At 37.2% G+C, this 22,997-nt stretch carries 17 protein-coding genes; 14 read left to right on the forward strand and 3 right to left on the reverse strand.

Translation table 11 applies throughout. The features are described from left to right. The first annotated feature begins 10 nt into the window (after positions 1–10). The 6 genes from EZ428_RS12545 to EZ428_RS12570 all read left to right on the forward strand — a co-directional run bounded on the left by EZ428_RS12545 (position 11) and on the right by EZ428_RS12570 (position 9,920). The gene (locus EZ428_RS12545) at positions 11–1,828 is read left to right on the forward strand and encodes a RagB/SusD family nutrient uptake outer membrane protein (RefSeq protein WP_131553518.1); all 1,818 of its coding nucleotides are present in this window, start codon (positions 11–13) and stop codon (positions 1,826–1,828) included. Between the two features lie 95 nt (positions 1,829–1,923). Further along, entirely contained in the window at positions 1,924–3,084 is a 1,161-nt protein-coding gene (locus EZ428_RS12550; RefSeq protein WP_131553519.1) for a glycoside hydrolase family 76 protein, read from the forward strand. A 6-nt stretch (positions 3,085–3,090) separates the two neighbouring features. Next, the gene (locus tag EZ428_RS12555; protein WP_131553520.1) at positions 3,091–5,265 is read left to right on the forward strand and encodes a hypothetical protein; all 2,175 of its coding nucleotides are present in this window, start codon (positions 3,091–3,093) and stop codon (positions 5,263–5,265) included. Between the two features lie 18 nt (positions 5,266–5,283). Continuing rightward, positions 5,284–7,548 (forward strand): GH92 family glycosyl hydrolase, encoded by a 2,265-nt coding sequence (locus EZ428_RS12560; RefSeq protein ID WP_131553521.1) that lies wholly within the window; start codon positions 5,284–5,286, stop codon positions 7,546–7,548. 35 nt (positions 7,549–7,583) lie between these two features. Next, the gene (locus EZ428_RS12565; protein WP_131553522.1) at positions 7,584–8,474 is read left to right on the forward strand and encodes an ROK family protein; all 891 of its coding nucleotides are present in this window, start codon (positions 7,584–7,586) and stop codon (positions 8,472–8,474) included. Between the two features lie 30 nt (positions 8,475–8,504). Further along, entirely contained in the window at positions 8,505–9,920 is a 1,416-nt protein-coding gene (locus tag EZ428_RS12570; RefSeq protein ID WP_131553523.1) for a glycoside hydrolase family 125 protein, read from the forward strand. 67 nt (positions 9,921–9,987) lie between these two features. Here EZ428_RS12570 and EZ428_RS12575 read toward each other — a convergent pair whose 3' ends face one another. Beyond that, on the reverse strand, positions 9,988–10,890 hold the full coding sequence (locus EZ428_RS12575; RefSeq protein ID WP_131553524.1) for a response regulator: 903 nt from the start codon (positions 10,888–10,890) through the stop codon (positions 9,988–9,990). A gap of 242 nt (positions 10,891–11,132) precedes the next feature. Here EZ428_RS12575 and EZ428_RS12580 point away from each other — a divergent pair, with 242 nt between their 5' ends. From EZ428_RS12580 to EZ428_RS12615, 8 genes are all read left to right on the forward strand, one after another. Further along, positions 11,133–13,286 (forward strand): GH92 family glycosyl hydrolase, encoded by a 2,154-nt coding sequence (locus EZ428_RS12580; RefSeq protein ID WP_131553525.1) that lies wholly within the window; start codon positions 11,133–11,135, stop codon positions 13,284–13,286. 843 nt (positions 13,287–14,129) lie between these two features. Continuing rightward, positions 14,130–15,287, forward strand: a complete 1,158-nt coding sequence (locus tag EZ428_RS12585; RefSeq protein WP_131553526.1) for a transglutaminase-like domain-containing protein — start codon at positions 14,130–14,132, stop codon at positions 15,285–15,287. A 132-nt stretch (positions 15,288–15,419) separates the two neighbouring features. Beyond that, complete coding sequence (locus tag EZ428_RS12590) at positions 15,420–17,444, forward strand: M1 family metallopeptidase (RefSeq protein ID WP_131553527.1); 2,025 nt, start codon at positions 15,420–15,422, stop codon at positions 17,442–17,444. A gap of 153 nt (positions 17,445–17,597) precedes the next feature. Continuing rightward, positions 17,598–18,437 (forward strand): chromate resistance protein ChrB domain-containing protein, encoded by an 840-nt coding sequence (locus tag EZ428_RS12595; protein ID WP_131553528.1) that lies wholly within the window; start codon positions 17,598–17,600, stop codon positions 18,435–18,437. Between the two features lie 80 nt (positions 18,438–18,517). After that, the gene (locus tag EZ428_RS12600; protein ID WP_131553529.1) at positions 18,518–19,699 is read left to right on the forward strand and encodes a chromate transporter; all 1,182 of its coding nucleotides are present in this window, start codon (positions 18,518–18,520) and stop codon (positions 19,697–19,699) included. Positions 19,700–19,736: 37 nt separating this feature from the next. Next, positions 19,737–20,240: a hypothetical protein gene (locus EZ428_RS12605; RefSeq protein ID WP_131553530.1), complete on the forward strand. Its 504-nt coding sequence runs from the start codon at positions 19,737–19,739 to the stop codon at positions 20,238–20,240. A 96-nt stretch (positions 20,241–20,336) separates the two neighbouring features. Then, positions 20,337–20,933 (forward strand): GDSL-type esterase/lipase family protein, encoded by a 597-nt coding sequence (locus EZ428_RS12610; RefSeq protein ID WP_131553531.1) that lies wholly within the window; start codon positions 20,337–20,339, stop codon positions 20,931–20,933. 85 nt (positions 20,934–21,018) lie between these two features. Next, positions 21,019–21,747 (forward strand): esterase family protein, encoded by a 729-nt coding sequence (locus EZ428_RS12615; RefSeq protein ID WP_131553532.1) that lies wholly within the window; start codon positions 21,019–21,021, stop codon positions 21,745–21,747. A gap of 49 nt (positions 21,748–21,796) precedes the next feature. Here the strand turns inward: EZ428_RS12615 and EZ428_RS12620 are convergent, their stop codons facing one another. Both EZ428_RS12620 and EZ428_RS12625 read right to left on the reverse strand, forming a co-directional pair. Continuing rightward, positions 21,797–22,075 carry a hypothetical protein gene (locus EZ428_RS12620; RefSeq protein ID WP_131553533.1) on the reverse strand — a complete coding sequence of 93 codons (279 nt, stop codon included), beginning with the start codon at positions 22,073–22,075 and terminating at the stop codon, positions 21,797–21,799. A 105-nt stretch (positions 22,076–22,180) separates the two neighbouring features. Further along, positions 22,181–22,963 (reverse strand): HAD-IIA family hydrolase, encoded by a 783-nt coding sequence (locus EZ428_RS12625; protein WP_131553534.1) that lies wholly within the window; start codon positions 22,961–22,963, stop codon positions 22,181–22,183. Between the last annotated feature and the right edge of the window lie 34 nt (positions 22,964–22,997).

Here is a 22,997-nt window from a genome sequence, read left to right on the forward strand (position 1 = left end):
CTATTTAATCATGAAAAAATATATTTATATCGCATTTGTAGCTAGTTTAACATTGGTTACATCATGTAAAAAGGGTTTCCTTGATCAAGTACCTAATGATAGGTTAACGCTTGATGAAACCTTTACCAATAGAACAACTGCCGAAAAATTCCTAAATAACGTTTACAGTCGCATTCCTGATGAATATGATCAAAGAAATCCGAATACTGGAAGAAATGCAGGGATTTGGACAAGTGCATCTGATGAGGCAGAATATGTTTGGGGTTTTAACCAAGGCAATAATGTAAACATAGGAAGCTGGGATGCCAATACTGGTTTCGTAAATGATTATTGGAATAACTTTTATAGGGGAATCCGCTCTGCAAGTTTCTTTATGGCAAATATTGATAAGGTTACCCAAGATATTACTCCTCAATTAATTGTTCAGTATAAAAACGAGGCAAGGGCCTTAAGAGCGATGTACTATTTTTATTTGGTACGTATGTATGGGCCAGTTGTAATATTAGGTGATGATGTAATTGAAGCAGATGCTCCTGCAGAAAGTATCCATTTACCTCGTAGTAGTTTTGATGAGTGTATCAATTATATTGCTTCGGAATTAGAGGCTGCTGCGGCTAACTTGCCGACTACACCTTCTAGTGATACCCAAGTAGGAAGAATTACAAAAGGAATGGCTTTGTCATATCGTTTGCAAGCTTATTTATTGGCTGCAAGTCCGTTATACAATGGAAATACAGATTTAGCTACATTAAAAAATAAAGATGGCAAACAATTAATTAGTCAAGCTTTTGATGCTTCTAAATGGAAAAGAGCTTCAGATGCTTACAAAGCATATATCGCTCAGTTTATTCCAGGTACTTATGATTTATACAGAAAAAATACTAATGGTGTTTTAAATCCTTATTTATCTTGTCGTGATGTGTTTTTAGATAACTTTAATAGCGAGATTATCATGACACGTATCGAGTCTGCTATTGGATCTAGGCAATATGAGTTAACACCATATCACAGCGGTAAGAATTCAGAAACTAGAGGTTCTGGAGGTTTGGCAGCTACACAAAATCAGGTTGATGCTTATTTTATGGCAAACGGACGTAGTATTGATGATCCATCGTCTGGTTATGTAACATCTGGTTTTACCAATTATCAGCCTGTTGGCGCACCAGCTGCCACAAGTACTTATAACCAATGGGTAAATCGTGAGCCACGTTTTTATGTAAACATTACTTACCATAACAGTATTTGGTTAAATACTAACTTCGGACAGATAATAACAGAATTAAATAATAATGGTAATTCTGGCAAAGCTACAGGTGGTAATGATTATTCAGTTACTGGTTATATTGTTAGAAAATTCATGGGCTTAGGTAACTGGAATATTGGTAACCGACCAGTAATTTTGTATCGTGTGGCTAATGTATTTTTAGATTATGCAGAAGCACTAAATGAATCTACTCCAGGTGATGCTGATATTGTAAAATATTTAAACCTCATCCGTGAACGAGCCGGTATTCCTCAATATGGACCAGGTGTGGGGCAGATTCCTATACCGGCAGATCAAGCTACAATGCGTATTGCCATTAGAAAAGAACGTCGTGCAGAACTTTCTTTTGAAAACGTAAGATACTTCGATACCAGACGATGGAAAATTGCTGAAACCACAGACAATGGTCCAATTTACGGCTTAAGCATTACAAAGAACCTACCTGATTTTTTAACGGTAGTTCCTTTCGAAACAAGGGTGTTTACTAAGAGACATTATTTATTCCCAATCCCATCAAAAGATGTGAATTCGGATAATTTGATGGTTCAAAATCCAGGTTGGTAAGATAAAAATCCCCAATGTTAACAACAATTCAGGTTTGGTTACATCCTATTTGTAGGATGTAGCCTTGCCTTAATACTTACCATTTACAGTATTTCATGGAAAATCATAATACTACCACTCGTTCGTTTTTAGTTAATAAATCTATCCTTGCCTTAAGTTTGTTTTTATTGGTTATAGGTTCATGTAGTAAAAAGAAAGGTACGGAATCTAGCCCAAATCCTATTCCGCCAGTTACCACTATTAAAAACTATACATCAGCTGACGCTACAACAGCATATAATTCTTTTAACACAACTTATTACAGCCCAGCTGATAAACTTTACTACAGCACAACTGAGAAAAAAGGTATAGCTGCAATTTGGACACAGGCAATTTACTGGGATATGGCGATGAATGCCTACGAACGTACAAAAGATGCTGGTTACCTAAAGTTAATCAATGATATTTATGAGGGTGGTTTTAAACGCTACGATGGTTACAATTGGGATAACACCACTGAATGGTTTATTTACGATGACATGATGTGGTGGATAATTTCATTAACCAAAGCCTATGAAATTACAGGAAATACGGTTTATCTAGATAAGGCAAAAAGCGGTTTCACTAGGGTTTGGAATGGTGCTTATGATCCTGTAAAAGGTGGGATGTTTTGGGATTTTCAGCATAGCGGAAAAAATGCTTGCATTAATTACCCTACCGTTATTGCTGCAATGAAACTGTATAAAATTACTAATGATGAAGCTTATTTTACTAAAGCGAAAAGTATTTATGCTTGGTCTAGGGATAATTTACTTGATATTTCGAAAGGTAGGGTTGCAGATCATAAAGTGGGCAATAATAATCCTGGTTTCGAAGATTATACTTACAACCAAGGAACTTTTATAGGTGCTGCGGTTTTGCTTTACAAACAAACAAATACCCAAAGTTATTTAGATGATGCAAAATTGGTTGCCAATTATACAAAGGCAACAATGAGCGATGCAAATGGCATTTTGCCAGCAGAGGGAGACTGGAATGAACAAGGGGTTTTAAAATCTATTTTTGCGCAGTATTTAGCGGAACTAGTAAAGGTGGCACCAACTACTGATTATGCTAAATGGGCAATATTTAATGCCAATACCGCCTGGAACAATCGTGATCAAACTCGTGGAATCATGCATAGGAATTACAAAATTGCTTGCCCATCAGGTGTTGTTCAATCTTATGAATCAAGCAGTGCAGTCGCTTTAATGCAGTTATTTATTTCAACTAATTAGTAGATCATGAAAACGAGAAACTTATTAGTCGCTTCGGCCTTCATCCTATTTGCTCATGGTGAGGCGTTTTCGCAGGTAAAACCTAAAGAAAAAACTTCTTTTCAGGCATCAGCACCTTGGAGTGCAGATTATGATGTACGAGCGGATATTGCAATGGTTTATGGCATAAATGATGATGGAGGGAAATTTGAAGAAAGAGTAAAAAGCTATCGCGACAAAGGTTACGAGGTTCAATTCATGACAGGTATCGCTTGGGGGCAATACAAGGATTATTTCTTGGGAGAATGGGACGGGAAAAATCATTTGGATGAGGGGCAGGTGATGCGTAATGGCGAAACCATTTGGCACGGCGAAAATGTGCCATACATTGTTCCATCCGCTAACTTTTTAACCTATATGAAAACCCATGTAAAACGAGCAATTGATGCTGGTGTTACTGCAATTTATTTAGAAGAACCAGAGTTTTGGGCAAGGGCTGGTTATGGCGAAGCATTTAAAAAAGAATGGCAAAAGTATTACGGCTTCCCATGGATGGCACAACATGAATCGCCAGAGGCTACTTATTTATCTTCAAAACTCAAATACCAGCTCTATTTTAATGCCTTAAAAGATGTTTTCACTTATATTAAAACTTATAGTGAGAGCAAAGGGAAAAGAGTAAAATGTTACGTGCCTACTCATTCTTTAATCAATTATTCATCTTGGCAAATCGTAAGTCCAGAAGCTAGCTTGGCAAATTTGGAAGGTATGGACGGTTACATCGCACAGGTGTGGACGGGAACGTCTAGAGAGCCGGTTTTTTATAATGGAATTAAGAAAGAACGTGTTTTCGAAAATGCTTTTCTAGAATATGGTTCAATGGTTTCGATGACAGCCCCAACCGGTAGAAAACTCTTCTTTTTAACCGATCCGATTGAAGATAGGGCAAAATCATGGGATGATTATAAGGTGAATTATCAAGCAACATTTACTGCGCAATTGTTGTATCCAATGGTAAATAATTATGAAGTAATGCCTTGGCCCAATAGAATTTACAGAGGTAAGTTTGTTGTAGAAGGACAAAAAGAAAAGCAAGGTATCTCGCCGGCTTATGCCACTCAAATGCAGGTTATGGTTAACTCTTTGAACCAAATGCCATTATCTAAAAATGTAATTAATGGCAGCCATGGTATTGGTGTTTTGTTAGCTAACTCTATGATGTTTCAACGTTTTCCCACACACGCAGGGTATGATGATCCGCAGCTTTCTAACTTTTACGGAATGGTAATTCCATTACTAAAAAAAGGAATTCCGGTTGAAACCGTACACATTGAAAACCTAGCAAATGTAAATACACTAAAAGACATTAAAGTGTTAATCATGAGTTATGCCAATATGAAGCCTTTATCGGCAGATTATCATAAAGAGTTAACGAAATGGGTTAAAAATGGTGGCGTACTTTTATATTACGGAAAAGATACAGATCCTTTTCAAAACGTAAAAGAATGGTGGAATACGGATGGAAGTACTTTCAATGCGCCATCCGAACATCTTTTTGGTTTGTTGAGATTAACCGAAAAAGAAGGCGAGACAAAATATCAAGTTGGAAAAGGGAAAGTCTATTTAGTAAGGAAAGATCCCAAAGAACTAATTATGCAAACCAATGGTGATGCTGAATTTTTCGCAAATGTTAAGTCAGCTTATGAAACAGATGCAAAAGCAGGAAAATTAATTTCTAAAAATAACTTTGTATTAGCACGTGGGCCATTTGTTATTGCTGCGGTTTTAGATGAAAATGAGAACAAAAATCCATTAACCTTAAATGGAACTTTCATCGATTTATTTAATCCAGAACTACCTATTTTAAAAACAAAAACAATACAACCTAATACACAGGCATATCTTTTTGATGTTGCAAAAGTAACAGATGAAAAAACACCACAAGTTTTAGCAGCAGCAGGTAGGTTAGAGGATCGAGCTACTGTTATCACAAAAAATAGTTATACTTTTTTAATTAGAAGCCCAGCTAAAACAATAAACGCCATGCGGATTTTATTGCCTAAAAAACCTAATCAAATTACTTTAAAATTGGGCGATAAAGACTTATCGATACTTAAAAATGAATGGGATGAAAATTCTAAAACTCTGCTATTAAGTTTTGATAATTACAGTGAGGGCGTAAACGTAAACATCAATTGGTAAACACACATAACACACAACATGAAACTTAAACTAACCCTATTATTTACTTTTTGCTTGTTAAGCCAGCTAATGGCACAAGAAAAAGATTTAGTTAATTATGTAAATACTTTACAAGGAACTAATTCTAAACACGAATTAACCAGAGGGAATACGTATCCAACTACAGCTTTACCTTTTGGGATGCATACTTGGACACCACAAACTGGCAGAAATGGAGATGGATGGAAATATCAATATTTTAAGGACAAAATTAGAGGGTTTCAGCAGGCACACCAATGCAGTTCATGGACGAGGGATTACGCTGTATTTTCGCTAATGCCAATGTCTGATAAATTAGTTGTAAATGAAAATGACAGGGAAGCAAAATTTAGCCATACTAATGAAATAGCTAAGCCAAATTATTATAAAGTTACATTTGATAATCAAATCACAACAGAAATATCGCCCACAGAACGCGGAGCGCACATTCGATTTTCATACCCCGCAGGTAAAAAAAGTTTCTTGGTTTTAGATGGTTATACCAGATTAAGTGGTGTTCAAATATTCCCGAAAGAAAATAAAATAATGGGTTGGGTAAATAATGGAGAAGGTTTTAAACGAGGCTGGAAAAGTTATTTTGTTATTAAGTTTGATCAGGCAATTAAGGGTTATGGAACCTGGGAAAATAAAACAAATAAGATTAATGCCGATTCCATTGCCACAGAAGGTTTTGGTAAAGGAGCCTATATAGAGTTTAAAGCAGGTGTAAAAGTTCAGGCAAAAATTGCATCATCCTATATCAGTTTAGAACAAGCAGAGCTAAATTTAAAAAGCGAACTTGGTTTGGATAAAAATTTAGAGCAAACCAAAGCCAAAGCAGCGGAAGTTTGGAACAAATCATTAGGAAAAGTATTGGTAGAAGGAGGAACAGAAGCCGACATTGAGACTTTTTATTCTTGTTTTTTTAGGGCGAGCTTATTTTCTCGAAAATTTTATGAAATAGATAAAAATGGAAAGCCTTATTATTTTAGCCCTTATGATGGCAAAATTCATGAAGGCTATATGTTTACCGACACTGGGTTTTGGGATACCTTTAGGGCACAATTTCCATTAAACACTTTGTTACATCCCGAAATGCAGGGAAGGTATATGCAGGCCATGCTTGATGCCTATAAACAATGTGGTTGGCTACCTTCTTGGTCTTTTCCTAGCGAAGCTGGAAGTATGATTGGTAATCATGCAATTTCTCTACTCGCAGACGCTTGGGTAAAGGGAATTAGAACTTTCGACCCGAAGGAAGCTTTAGATGCTTATTATCATGAAGCCACAAACAAAGGTCCTTGGGGGCCAGCAAATGGCAGAGATGGCTGGAAGGAATATTTTCAGTTAGGGTATGTTCCTTATCCAAAATATAGAGAGGCAACGGCAAAAACTTTAGAATATGCTTATGATGATTATTGTGGCTATCAGTTAGCTAGCTTAACGGATAATACATTTTATAAAGATATTTTTGGCCGTCAGATGTATAATTACCGTAATGTTTACGATCCATCTACAAAGTTCATGAGAGGAAAAGATGCAGAAGGGAAATGGTCTTCAAACTTTGATCCAATAGAATGGGGCGGTCCCTTTACCGAGGGAAATGCTTGGCATTGGGTATGGTCTGTTTTTCATGACACCAAAGGCTTGATTGATTTAGTAGGTGGTAATAACAAATTTACTTCCAAACTAGATTCGGTTTTTTCTGAACCGAACAAGGTAAAAGTAGGAACATATGGTGGTATGATTCACGAAATGACGGAGATGGTTATTGCAGATATGGGACAATACGCTCACGGAAATCAACCTATACAACATATGGTTTATCTTTATAATTATGCCAATCAGCCTTGGAAATCGCAGTTTTATGCTAGAGAGGTAATGCGCAAATTATATAATGCAACTGAAAACGGTTATCCTGGCGATGAAGACCAGGGCCAGACCTCCTCTTGGTATGTATTAAGCGCCTTGGGCTTTTATAGCGTAACACCGGGCACTGGAGAGTATGTGCTCGGAAGCCCTTTATTTAAAAAAATTACGCTTACGCTAGAGAATGGAAAAAAGTTTATTGTTGACGCCCCTGCAAACGATAAAAACAATGTTTATATCAAATCTGCAACTTTAAACGGAAAATCTTATTCTCTTAATTTTTTAACACATAAAGATATTACAAACGGTGGTGTCCTAAAATTAGAAATGGATGATAAGCCTAATTTTAATAGAGGTTTAAATAAAGAGGATAAACCGTTTTCCTTAACTAAGTAAAAGTTTTAAGTGGTTATTAATAGTATAATACAAAAATGGAAAAACGTAACGTTTTAGGTATAGATATTGGTGGTTCACATATAACTGCGGCTTTGGTAGATTTAGAAACAGGTACGTTAATTCATGACTCTATAAAGCGCAGTGCGGTCAATTCTGGGGGGAGCCAAGAAGAGATTTTAACCGTATGGTGCGAGGTTATCAATGCAGCTTTTGGAAATGTTATAGACAGTGAAAAGAAAATTGGCATTGCCTTTCCAGGTCCATTTGATTATGGAAATGGGATTTCCCTAATTAAGAACCAGGATAAATTTAAGGCACTTTATCAAGTAGACATCAAGAAAGAACTTGCCAAGAGATTAGCGATCAAGCCATCAGATATGAGGTTCATGAATGATGCAACTGCATTCATGCAAGGCGAAGTGTGTTGCGGAGCAGCAAAAGGTTACCAGAATGCATTAGGATTAACATTGGGTACAGGACTTGGCTCTGCCATTGCCGTTAACGGGATAGCAAAAGATGCAGACCTCTGGAATTCCAGCTTCCTTGGAGGCATAGCGGAAGACTACCTGTCAACCCGTTGGTTCGTAAATAAATATAAAACATTAACAGGAGAGGAAGTTGTTGGTGTAAAGGAATTAGTTGATATAGTAAAGATAGATCCATTTGCAAGGCAGGTATTTAATGAATTTGGCCGTGCGCTTGGCCATTTTTTGGTAGACTTTATCAACGCCAATAAATCAGACATTGTTGTACTAGGTGGAAATATTTCAAAATCATTTCACTTATTTGCACCACATTTAATTGGCAATTTAGAAGCGTTTCACCTTAATACCATTGTTAAGGCCACTTCATTAAATGAATATGCCCCGCTCATTGGTGCGGCAAGTAGCTGGAACTTGGATACCAAGAAAAACAAAGAAAATTAGAACCATGTAAAACCATATACCAAACTTAACATGAAAAGAAGAACATTTATACAGAATACAGGCCTGCTTGGAGCTGGGGTACTGGCCTCAAAATGGTCGTTTGCAGCATTGCCAGATTTTCCAGTGGTTAGGGTCGAGTCAGCAAAGCGCCATTTCAGGAGTGTTGCAGTGGATAAGGCCATTGAGACCTTTAAGGCAAATGTTGCCGATAAGGAATTGGGCTGGCTATTTGAGAATTGCTTTCCCAATACATTGGATACCACGGTAACCTATAGCCTACAAAATGGCAAGCCAGATACCTATGTAATTACGGGCGATATTGATGCCATGTGGATGCGCGACAGCTCAGCGCAGGTTTGGCCTTACTTGCAGTTCGTAAACGAGGAGCAAAAGATAAAGGACTTAATTGCAGGCGTGATCAATCGGCAGACCCAATATATCTTAAAGGATCCTTATGCAAATGCCTTTTACAACGATCCCAACAAGGTGGGGGAATGGAAAAGTGACAGGACAGCAATGACACCAGGTGTTCATGAGCGCAAGTGGGAAATTGATTCCTTGTGTTATCCAATCCGACTTGCCTATAACTACTGGAAAAAAACTGGGGATAAGGCGCCGTTTGATGCCAACTGGAAAAAAGCGATAGAAGCTACCCTGCAAACATTTATAGAACAGCAACGCAAGACTGGTAAAGGCCCATATCGCTTTCAGCGACAAACCACACAACCTACGGATTCGCTACCTATGAATGGTTATGGTTTTCCTGTTAAGCCCGTGGGCCTGATTTGTTCTGCCTTTCGTCCAAGTGACGACGCAACAGTTTATCCATTTTTAATTCCGTCTAACTTTTTTGCAGTGGGTAGCCTTAGGCAGGCAGCAGAAATGGTGGTTGCCCTGCACAACGATACTGTTCTGGCAGGTAAGCTAAAGGCATTGGCCACTGAGGTTGATGCGGCACTCCAAAAATATGCGACCAAGAACCATCCTCAGTTCGGAACGATGTTTGCATTTGAAGTTGATGGTTTTGGAAGTGCCTATATGATGGATGACAGCAACGTTCCGAGTTTGTTGTCGCTACCGTATCTTGACGCCCTAAAAGTTGATGACCCAATCTATAGGAACACGAGGAAATTCATCCTGTCTACCGATAATCCTTATTTTTTCAAAGGAACTGCTGCTGAAGGCTTAGGTGGACCACACGTTGGTGCAGATATGATCTGGCCTATGGCGATTACCATGCAAGGCTTAACCTCCGTTAGTGATACAGAGATAAAAAGATGCATTGCAATGTTAAAGAGCACTCATGCAGGAAAGGGATTTATGCATGAGAGTTTCCATAAGGATGATCCTAAGAATTTTACTAGGAGTTGGTTCGCTTGGGCAAATACATTGTTTGGTGAGTTCTTGTGGAAAGTGTACAATGAAAAACCACATCTCTTAAAATAATACCAAAGAGATGATGTTAGTCATGACCTAGTAAAAGATGATGAATTTACTTATTTAATATAAATAGCTATTCTAATAGGATACAAAAGTTTAAAAAGTAACTATTCATGATGAGGTATGACCAAGTTTTGGTAGGTGTTTGTTTTTTTAACGATTGGATAAATTGTAATGGTGATTTTCCTTGCGCTTTTTTGAAGAACCTTGAAAAATTAGACACATTTGGTAAACCAATACGTTCAGCAACCTCAGAGATGGTTACATCTTCATGGGTCATGATGTGAATGGCTTTTTTTAACCTAACTGTCCTTACAAACTCACCTACTGATTGATTAGTAAAGCTTTTAATTTTTTGATATAATTTTGTTCTGCTGATGAAGAGGTGATTGCATAAGAATTCTACGCCCAGATCCTCACTGTCAATATGTTTCTCAATTATTTCTAAAAGCTTATTTACAAAGATGTTACCCTTTTCAGAGCAAACAAGTTCAGTATGATCTGCAAGGTAATGATCTGTATATCGTTCTTTTAATTTTTGTTGTTGTAAAAAGATGTTTTTGATGGTTAAGGTTAGAAGCTCAGCGCTTAAAGGCTTAGCAAAATGAAAATCTGTCCCAGCCCTTAAGCCTTCAAGTTTTGAATCTAACGTGTCTTTACCTGAAAGCAGTATAAATGGGATATGGCTAGTTGCAAAAGTCTGCTTTATTAATTTACAGAAGTCCACGCCATTCATTTCTGGCATCAATGTATCACTAATGATAAGATCTGGATTTTTTTCTAAGGCAATGGACATCGCCGAATCTGCATCCTTTGCTTCGTAAATGACATATTCTTTTTCAAATAGCTGTTTTAGTAAGCTAGAAAGTTCAAAATCATCTTCAACCAAGAGTATAGTTTTGGTATTTGCTGCATGCGAAGATGCAGGGGTTTGACTCAGTGGAATTAATGAAAGGGGGTTTGATTGATTGTCCATTCTCACTTCTTTTTTCTAATTAGTTAGGCACTATTTGATAAAAACATCATTTTTACAAGCAGCTTGTTTACAACATGAGGTTATTTGTAAATAATCAAATTATCTAGCATTAGTAAAAAAGAGCGTTAGTAGCTACAAGTTAATAAAACCTTTTAGTAAAACCATTTATGAATTGCATTTTTTAAAGAAAACACTAATAGTTAGCACATTATTTTTAATGTTAGTTATTTTAATATAAACACATGGAAACCGATTATAAAAGAGTTTTAAGCCTTTTGCTGGTAATATCGTTGGCAACAAACCTAGTCAAAGGACAGGGAAAGACTACCTACACAAAGTTTGTAAACACATTCATTGGTACTGCGCCGCTCACCGACCCAAAGGTACTTGGCTATGAGCTGCCAAGCGGGTGGAGGTCATGGGCAGGGTTAACCTTCCCTGGTAGCTCATTGCCCAATGCAATGGTGCAGTTGAGCCCGATGACCGAATATGGCTCTGGCGCAGGTTATGAATATGAAGATGAGATGATTTATGGCTTTACGCACACCAACAAGGGGCATTGGAATCTGTGCAATATTCCAATATTACCGCTTTCTAATCCAGGCAGTAAATTTGGTTCAAGGTTCTCACATAAAAATGAAAGTGCCTCTCCTGGATTTTATCAAGTGTACCTTGAAGATTATAAAGTGAATGTTAGCCTGACATCTACCCTAAGGGCTGGCTATCACAAATATGAATATAAAGATAATGACAACAGACAAATACTGTTTGATATGGGCAAGGCCAACAGCAGGGTGTCTACATGGAAAATAGAGAAGGTTGGCAATAATGTTGTCCAAGGTTTCCAGGGCGGCGAGAATGTCTATTTTTATGCCATAATTAATACACCAATTGATAAATTGGATATTACCGATGTTGGCAAACGTGAAGGTTTTGCCATTGCATACCTAAAAAATGGTACTAGTAGACCTGTTGAATTAAAAATAGGTTTATCTTTTGTAAGTATCGATAATGCAAAGGAAAACCTTGAAAAGGAAATTGGCAACAAATCATTTATTACGATTAGGAATGAAGCTACTCAAAAATGGGAAGACCTTTTATCAACTGTACAAGTAAAGGGAGGTACCGATAAACAAAAGCAGATGCTCTATTCTTGCCTGTACCGTTCTTTCTTGTGGCCAGCCCTAAGGAGTGACGTGAACGGACAGTTCACGGATGCCAAGAGGAACGTGGCCAATGCGGATTTTGCCTATTACACAGAACCATCATTATGGGATACCTACAGGAATAAAGACGTCCTTCTAGGTCTTATTTCTCCAAAGGTTGCACTCGATGTGATCAAGACTATGAAGGATGTGGGTGATAAAAAAGGTTTCATACCAACCTTTTTCCATGGTGATCATGGTGCTTCTTCCATAGCGGGGGCCTACCTAAGAGGGATTGATGATTTTGATATCAAAGGTACTTATCAGATTTTATTACGGAATGCCAATATTTCAGGTGGGGCAAGACCCCATATTGCTGAGTATATTCAAAAAGGCTACATTTCTGATCCTGATGTTGCCAGGCCCAATGTAGAAACTAAAGCAAAGGCTGGGGTGTCAAAAACCCTTGAATATTCTTATGACGATTACTCAGTGGCTCAGATTGCTAAAAAATTGGGAGATACTGCTAATTACAGGATATTAATGGCAAGATCGAATAACTATAAGAATATGTTTGATCCGAGTACAAGATTTATGCGTGGCAGGTTGGAGGATGGGAGCTGGATTACCCCATTTAACCCTCAGTTTCCCTACTACGAATATATGTACAGGGAGGCCAATGCCTGGCAGGTCTCATTCTATGCCCCGCATGACATGAAGGGATTGATCGCATTATACGGGGGAGCCAAGGGATTCGAATCCAAACTTGATTCATTGTTCACCGTGCCGTGGAACCCAAGTTACATAGCAAGGAACGTAGAAACTATGATAGGCCAGTATTGCCAGGGTAACCAGCCCGACCATGAGGCACCCTTTGCGTATCACTTTATCGGGAAGCCAGAGAAGTCACAGAAGATTTTGGACAATATCATGGAGAACCTGTATGGCATTGGTAGTGATGGGTTGGCACTTTCCGGAATGGATGACGCCGGAGAAATGTCAGCTTGGTACGTGTTCAGTGCTATAGGCTTTTACCCATTCTCTGCCACAGACCCAGAGTACCTCGTTACCGTTCCCCTTTTTGATGAGGTAAGATGGAAGACTTCCAATGGTAAGACAATCATCATTAAGAAGCCTAATGCAGGCAGGGCACTGAAGGATATAAGGGTTAACGGAAAGGTGAACAGCAGTTATTTTATCCCACATGACGTGTTTAAGAATGGGGCAGTGATTGATATAATTTCAAAATGATTACTATGAAATAAGATATTAAACGCTTGGAACACCATAAAAGCCTTACAGCATTATGTAAGGCTTTTTGCATTCAATAATTTTACGAATCTTACTTGTAGAAACTGCTAGTTTAAAACTTTCATATTTTTATAGTTAAAAATGCCTATAAGCGAATCAATTGTTGGTATTTGTATGGTAGATGTTAGTTTGTGTTGCGATTTTTGAAAATTATGAAGAAAAATCAAGGTGATTTCAGATAATTTTGAAAAAAAAATGCTGGTTGTTGTGGTTGTTGAGTTTAAAAGGGACGTGTATGCCTTTAATGTTAACTTAAAATTAACTAAATGTTGTGAATTGTGAATTTAGAAGTTGATTAATTCTTATTTATTTAATGAAAACAAAATTTTAGGCTAAAAAATAAGATAAAAGTCTTATTTTATTCTATTTTTCTCTAAAATTTAACTTTATTTTAAAAGAAAAATAGTTTCTTTGTATTATAATTGTAATATATTCAGTACCTAAACGTTCTAAACATGTCTCAAGCCCCAACTCCCCCTAGCAAACCACGTGAGAAAATCGTTTGTCCCGATTGTAAACAACCAACAATTGAGAGAATTAGTCGACCAACCTTATTTAAGCTTTTTCTTTGGTGGACAGAAAAAAGACGATTTAAATGTTATAACTGCTATAAAGTCTTTTATTCGTAGTTTTAATATTTGTTTGGCTGGTATACAGCTAATAAGATAATAGCATCCCAACATTAATTGGAATGGGCCTTGAATAAGATTCTCTTTTCATGCAACCTTCTAAATATCTCGAACGTCTTATGTTAAACAACATTGTTTAACTATTGAACTCGATATGAAAATTAGATTTTTTACAACTTTCTTACTATTATTTTCTATTAACACGCTTTTAGCTCAAAAGAAATTGCCAATCATTAGAGCAACTTCCACTCATGTGGATATCAAAGACGATAATTATCCATTGAGGAAAAATGCATGGACAGTAGAGCCGGTTGTAAAACTAGATGTTTATACTACTTCAGCCAAAAAAGTAACATTTTATACAGACCAAGAATCTATTTCATTTAATGTTGATCCTAAAGTAGGTGAATATAATTTTATCATCTTAGTTAATGGCAAAGATACAGCCATAACGCAAGTGAAATATGATGCAAAAGCACCCAACAGAAATCCGCCTGCTTATTTAGATACACTTCGCAACGCGGAGAAATATAACCTTGCCGATAAACGTGAAATCCCAAAATTTATCTATCAGTCGATGGATAACCCTAATTTGATTAGGATTAGAAAGGATCTAAAATTAGATTCAATTGCTGGTAATGGAAATGAACTTTCTAAGGTTTTTAATCTTTTGCATTGGGTGCATAACCTAATTAGACATGACGGTAGTAGTAATAATCCGACACTTAAAAATGCAATAGACTTGATTAAAGTTTGTAAAACTGAAAATAGGGGTGTAAACTGTAGGATGTTGGCTACCGTATTAAATGAATGTTATTTAGCAATGGGTATTACTTCAAGATATATTACGTGTATGCCTAGGGAAACCGTTTTCGACGATTGCCATGTCATCAATATGGTTTATATTAAAAATCTAAAAAAGTGGATATGGATTGATCCTACGTTTGATGCTTATGTGATGGATGAAAAAGGAAATCTACTTGGCTTACAAGAAGTGAGGGAACGATTGATAAAAGGAATGCCATTGGTTTTAAATGCTGATGCCAATTGGAATCGCTCAACCTTGCAAACAAAAGAATATTATTTACAAACCTATATGGCAAAAAATCTTTACCGCCTAGAAACCCCCTTAATCAGCCAATACGATTCAGAAACATGGGTTAGCGGTAAAGAAGTAAGTTATGTTGAATTATTGCCTTTGGATGGAATAGTGCAAATGCCACAGAAAAGAGAATCAACCAACGAAAAAACAGGTGTTAAGTTTACCTATTATAAAACGAATAATCCAAGTTTATTTTGGACTATACCATAAGTAAGAAACAATGTTGATTGCTTTTATCAGATTGTAATAAGTAGGATAGAATTAACATTGCCTTAGCTTCATTTATAAGTTTTTAGTAAGTTAGCTAGCTCTATTTTAGCACAAATTTTAACCATTCATTTTATGAATATGCGAATTACCCTTCTCGCTTTACTGACAACCGCCAGCGTTGCATCAGCTCAGCAAACTACAGTTCCAATCCGTAAAAGCATTGAAACTTCAAAACGTTCAATCCGATTAGATGTGCCAATGACGAATTCCATTCGCAAGGCATTTACTGCAGGAACACGTGATTTTTCGGGCAAACCTGGACCGAATTATTGGCAACTAGAAGCCGATTATAACATTAAGGCTAGTCTAGATCCAGCAACCCAAACCATTACAGGAACAGAAAAAATTAGTGTGCATAACAATAGTAAAGATGAGCTGAGAAACATCGTACTGCGTTTAGATCATAATATTTTTCGTGCAGAAGCCCAACGTGGTGCATCAGTACCTGCCGAAGCAACTGATGGAATGGTTTTAACCAGCATAAAAGTAGCTGGTCAGTCTGTAGATCTTACTGCTGCCCCTACATTTGGTGGTCGTGGTGGTAGTGGCGCTGCTGCACCTACAAAAATAACTGTTTCTGGATTAACGCAAACTGTAGCTAGTATTAATTTGATCGATCCCATCAAAGCGGGTGCAACAGTAGAGGTTGAAATTGCATGGCATACCAAACTTCCAGGTGGTACGATAGGTAGGGGCCATAGAATGACACAACGTTTTGATGATAAACTTTTTCAGCCTACCCAGTGGTACCCACGTCTAGCAAAATATGATGATTTACGTGGATGGGAAACAAGTCCTTATTTAGGTCCATCTGAGTTTTATAACAACTTTGGTAAATTTGATGTTTACCTTACAGTACCAAGTGGATGGATTGTAAGTGGTACTGGTGTACTCCAAAACCCAAAAGAAGTTCTAACAGAAACTGCCAGACAACGTTTGTCTACCGTGCTTAATTCAGATGATGAAGTGACTATTGTTGGCGAGTCTGAAAAAGGACCAGGTAAATCAACTGCACCTGGCGATAAATTAACTTGGCATTTTCTTGCCGATAAGGTAAATGATTTTGCTTGGGCAACTGCCGAAAACTTTATTTGGAAAGCCACAAGAGCAACAATTCCTGGTAAGGGTGCTATTCCCATTCATATGGTTTATGCACCAGAAAGAGCAAAATCCTTTGAACGAGCTGGCCAAATTTCTCGTCATGCGTTAGAGTTTTATTCGAAACTTTGGGCTCCTTATCCCTTCCCTCAATTTACCATGCAAGATGGTCCAAGTGCTGGTATGGAATACCCAATGGTAATTAACTCTAACCAAGGTGCAGCAGATCATGAAACGGCCCACCAATGGTGGCCAATGGTAGTGGGTAATAACGAAACTCGTTACGGATGGATGGATGAAGGTTTTAACCAATACATGAATATTCTATCTGGTGCCGATAGCAGACAAAGAGCTTATAGTTTAGATGGCCTTGGACAAAGTTATGGTAGAAATAGTGGTAGTGAAAGCGAAGCACCAATGATGTGGAGTGCAAATGATGCAGGTAGTGGTTACAGCTTCCAGACTTATGGAAAAACACCATTAATGCTTTCTATGTTAGGTGGTATTGTTGGTGATGAAGCCGTAATTAATGCAATGAAAAAATACACAGCCACGTGGTCATTCAAACATCCATCACCATGGGATTACATGTTCTTCATGAATAATGAATTGAACCAAGACTTAGAGTGGTTTTGGTATTACTGGTTATTTACAACAGAAACTGTAGAAGGATCAGTACAAGATGTAAAAACAGTTAAAGGTAAAACAACCGTAACTGTGCATGAAGCCGGACAAATGCCATCACCAGTGGTATTAAAAGTAGAATTTGAGACAACAGGTCCAGCTCTTAAAAAAGTGGCAAATGCTAAGATGATTGACGCAACTACGGCAATAGTAACCTGGCCTGCATCAGTTTGGTTCAATGGTAATCGTAGCTTTAATGCAGTTATGGATTTTGGCGAACGCAAAATCAAGAAAATAACATTTGACCCGAATGGACGTTTCCCTGATGCTAATGTGGCCGATAACATTTGGCCAAGAGAAAAGAGCGTTAAATAGTGTAAAAATACAATATAACTGAAAGGCCTTAGTTTTTACTAAGGCCTTTTTATTTTTTAATCTGGTTCGTTTTTCATTGATCGGTAAACGGTGGGCATCAAACGGTAAACGATTCGTAAACAATTATTAACTTCGTATCAAAAACCTCTCGAAATGAAATGGATTACTCGTGAACATCCTAAAATAGATCGAATTGCTTGTCCTTGGCTTATTAAACGATTTATCGATCCAGACGCAGAGATAATTTATGTGCCATTTGAGCAGGTAACGAGCAAGGCGAAGGAGTTAGATGCCATACCTTTCGATTTACCAGGTGTAGAATACAGTCATTATGCTGATCAATGTACCTTCGATTATTTTTTAAAAAAGCATCAGTTAAAGGATGTGGCTTTAGATCGAATGGCGACAATAATTAGAGGTGCAGATACAGACCGTCTTGATATTGCACCTCAAGCGGCAGGATTATCTGCTATATTTTTAGGTTTGTCTCAAAATATTAAAAACGACCAAGAGCTTTTAGAACTTGGTTTAAAGGTTTACGATGGCCTTTACACTTGGGCAAAACACCTACATCAACAAAAGCATACCCAAGCTCCTGTAGAGCAGTTATTACTCGATGTTTATCATAAATATTTGAAAGTGGCCAGTCCCAAAAAAGCACCACAATGGACAAAGGAACTTAAAGAGATGATACAGGATCAAATGGACACGAATATGTCTTTAAGCCTTCAACAGGTATCTGATGAACTGGAAATCAATGCTGCTTACTTGTCGAGGGAATTTTCTAAGTATTTTGATAATTTATCCTTTGGAGATTACATCCGCAAGATGCGTATTGAAAAAGCAATGTTGTTGATGGAAACCACAAATTACCTACTAACTGAAATTGCCTATCTCACAGGCTTTTCTGATCAAAGCCATTTTAACAGGATATTTAAAAAACAAACTGGACAAAATCCCTCTGCTTATAGAAAAAATGGTAAAAAAAAGTAAAAAGGATACAAATGGTTAAATCCGTACAATTATAGGTTATAAAGAATAAGCAATATTGTAGCTAAATACAATAATGCTTAATGAAAGAACAACTACAAAAAACACGTCCTCCATATTCACTTGCGCAGCTTACCAAATATTTTCTGAAGTTGGGTACTTGGGGTTTTGGTGGTCCAGTAGCTCTTGTTGGCTACATGCAACGAGATTTAGTAGAGCAGAAAAGCTGGATTACTGAAGATGAATATAAAGAGGGTTTAGCCTTGGCACAACTGGCACCTGGCCCGTTAGCTGCTCAATTAGGTATTTATATCGGTTACGTACATTATAGATTGTTAGGTGCCACACTAACAGGACTTGCTTTTGTTTTGCCGTCTTTTATCATGGTCGTGCTGTTGGGTATGGCTTACCAATTATATGGCGGCTTACCATGGATGCAAGCCGTATTTTATGGGGTAGGTGCAGCGGTTATTGGTATTATTGCAATTAGCGCTTACAAACTCACCATCAAATCAATTAGTAAATTTGAACTAAATGCCATAAAATCTAAATGGTTGTTGTGGGTATTTTATGTAACAGGTATTGTCATCACCATTATAACAGAAAGAGAAGAGATGCTGTTATTTGTTGCTTGTGGTATTTTATATATGCTCATTAAAGCCCCGCCACAATGGATCAAAAAACCTGCTACATTACCCGCTGGCATTTTAATAAGTACTGGTTTTTGGACTTATGATGGCAAGACACTGTATGAAATTGGTTGGTTCTTTTTAAAAGCGGGAGCCTTTGTTTTTGGAAGCGGCTTGGCCATTGTGCCTTTTCTTTATGGCGGCGTTGTTAAAGAGTTTGGTTGGCTTACAGAAACGCAGTTTGTAGATGCTGTAGCCGTGGCAATGATTACACCTGGTCCTGTGGTAATAACGGTTGGTTTTATTGGTTACCTAGTTGCAGGATTTCCTGGAGCTTGTGTTGCTGCATTAGCAACTTTTTTGCCTTGTTATTTATTTACTGTTGCCCTAGCACCATCTTTCAAGAAAATTGCGAAGAATGCCAGTGTTAAAGCTTTTGTAGAAGGTATTACTGCTGCTGTTATTGGTGCATTAGTCGGATCTGTGGTTGTAATAGCCATGCGTTCCATTAAAGATATTCCAACTGCCTTAATTGCCATTGCCTCCATGCTTGCCTTAATTTATATTAAAAAACTGCAAGAACCTTACATTATAGGTATAGGTGCAATTGTTGGTTTATTGATCAAGTTTATTTAATTATAATTACATGTCTATATCTTTTACCAGAACATTTATGTTTCGTTGCGCAGTAATATTGTTTTTAACTGCCATTTTAAATTTGACTACAAAAGCTCAACAGGTCAATAACTACCCAAAAATAACTGGATATTTTAGCATCATGCATCCCATTGGCACATGGAACAAAGATGGTTTCCATGATAACTTCTCTAATGTATATACTGTTGTTTTTCCATTCGGAATGAACATTTTAAAAAGCGATAAATTTGGAGTTAGCTTTGAAGTGGCGCCAGTAGTTCGTACTGAGCATAACATAGCTAAAGTAAGTTCTGTATTGTTTCATCCCGGAGCAATGTTTCGCTTTAAGCATGGCTTTACCTTTATAGGGCGTATGGCATTTGAAACCAATGGTCGTTTTGGTTTTACGCCTGTTTTTAATCAGGTTATTAAGAAAGGGAAAAACACCAGTTTGTTTTTATCCGCTCCATTACCAGTTAGGTTTGGGAATAATCAACCTGTATCCTTAACAACAGGCTTGCAGGTTGGGGTGTCATTTTAATAAGGTAGAAAACATGTATCTATTTCGTTCAGCTGCAACTTAAATTTAACAAAGCCTTAAGATTGGATATAGAAATCTTTTTTACTTTTACCACCTATGTATTGGTACGAAGAAGAAATAAAAAGAATAGAAAGGATAGACAAAAGTTTGGGTCATGAACCTACTGTGCTTTTTTATGGCTCTTCTTCCATTAGGTTATGGGAAGGTTTAGGCGCAGACTTTCCCGAATATAACATGGTAAATCTTGGCTTTGGTGGTTCAACACTTGCGGCTTGTACTTGGTTTTTTGAGAGGGTCATGCAAAACTATCATCCTAAAGCCCTTGTTGTGTATGCAGGAGATAATGATTTAGGTGATGGAAGACATCCTGAGGAAATTCTCATTTTTTTTCAGCAATTAATGACCAAAGTATCAGTTGTTTTAGGGGATATACCTTGTTTCTTTGTTTCGCTCAAACCAAGTCCGGCAAGATGGCAAATGGAAGATCAATTTAAGTACACGAATAACTTAATTGAGAACGAGATTATAAAGTATAATGCAAACTGGAAATTTATCAATGTGTTTAAAAGAATGTTAGATAAATCTGGTAGGCCAATGACAAAATTATATGCACCAGATGGACTTCATTTAGGGCCATTTGGTTACGAACTTTGGAGAGAATCAATAGCCGAGGCATTGGCTAAGGTGCTTTAATGTTTTTCTTTTGTTTGTTAGCAAACATGACTTTCACTTAATATCAACTTAACAGTAACTCAAGACATTTGAGTAAAATCTGTAAATGGAAAGGGCATACCATAAGTGGTTCAGTGAACACTTACAAAGAGATATGGAACTTTTGGTCTTCGGCCACAAGGGAAAAGCTGTATTATTTTTTCCGACAAGAATGGCTAGGTTTTACGACTATGAAAATTGGGGAGTAATTAATGCACTAGCAACGCAGATTAATAATGGCGAATTACAGCTTTTCTGTGTTGATAGCATTGATAGAGAGAGTTTTTACAATCAAGATGAACATCCAGAAGTAAGAATAGCCAGACATAAACAATACGAGGATTATTTGGTTAACGAAGTTGTACAGTTAATCTATAAAATTAACGGAGGCGATTATATTCAAACTGCTGGTTGTAGCATGGGTGCTTATCACGCAGTTAACCTTGCCATGAAATATCCTTGGCTATTTAAAAAAACAATTGGGTTAAGTGGTAGGTATGACCTTACCAAAAACTATGGCAATTTCAGGGATTTACTAGATGGCCATCAAAATGATGCAGTATACTTTAGCATGCCGGTACAATTTGTTCCAAATCTTGCAGACGGTTATTTACTTTCTGAACTCAGGGATTTGGAAGTTGTATTAGCAGTAGGTAAAGATGATCCATTTTTACCAGGGAACTTAGAGTTCGGCAGGTTATTAAATGAAAAGGAAATGCCAAATCAATTACACATTTGGGAAGGTACTGCACATAAGGCCGCAGACTGGATAAAAATGGTGCCCATCTATTTTTAGCAAATTACTTCCAGCTTAACTGGAAGTAATTGTTAATTTATCCTTAATATTAAGCTGGAACTTCTTCTTTCTTTGCAGCACTTTTTTTGCTAACACTCTTTTTTACTGGTGCAACTGGAGTAGCATCTACAGGTTTTTCTGTAGCTGTAATATAGCTAGAGAATTTTTTAGCTAGTTGCTTTGCACTTTTTGCAATTACTTTGTCTAGTTTTTTCTGGTTTCCTGATGCATTAACTGTCACAGTGCTCAATGCAGCAACAATTTGTGCTGTTAATTCTTTTTTGGCTAATTTCCTTGATTCTTTAACGATGGCTTTCTTCTTTTTCATAAAAATTGAATTTTTCCAAAGCTATGTTATTGCAAAGTTAATTTCATATTATATTTATGTTAAGTAACTTAGCATTTCTTAACATATCATTTAAAAAGGTATGGCTTATTTAGCTTCCCACCAGTTCAAAGGGAATTTAATTTCATCAACAGAACTAGCAATCATATCTGGTTTAAAGGCATAATGACCTAAAGTATCTTTGCTAGATATGCCAGAAAGTACCAATATGGTTTTATAACCCATTTGTACGCCTCCCTGTATATCAGTTTCCATGGTATCGCCAATTACTGTTGTTTCTGATGTTTCCAATCCGAGAAATTTTCTGGCAGAACGCATCATGACAGGGCTAGGTTTTCCAGTAACAAAAGCTTTTCTACCTGTAGCTTCTTCTATCATTGCAGTTGTGGCAGCTATACCCAGGTTATTCCACCCCGGTTTTTTAGGAGATGGATCTCTGTTTGTGGTGATGAATTTTGCTCCGGCTAAAATCATATCCACGGCTCTATGTACCATTTCTAAGGTAAAGTTCCTGCCTTCTCCAAGCACTACAAAGTCTGGGTCTGTGTTTACCATAGTAATACCATGTTCATGTAAACTACTTAACAAACCACCTTCGCCTAATACATAAGCTGTACTTTTTGGACTTTGGTCTGATAAAAATTTAGCAGTTGCCATAGCGCTCGTATAAACATGACTTTGATTTACCGTAATGCCCAATAGTTTTAGTTTACGTACTACTTCCAAAGGAGTACGCTGACTATTATTTGTCATGAATGCAAACGGAATTTTTTTATCGAGTAAATTGGCTATAAATTTATCAGCACCGAATATCAATTCTTCGCCGCTGTAAATAACGCCATCCATATCTATTAATAGGCCTTGTTTCATAATTTGTGTGTGAGTTCAAAACTCAAAAATAGGC

This window comes from Pedobacter frigiditerrae, assembly GCF_004331645.1.
Classification (GTDB): domain Bacteria; phylum Bacteroidota; class Bacteroidia; order Sphingobacteriales; family Sphingobacteriaceae; genus Pedobacter; species Pedobacter frigiditerrae.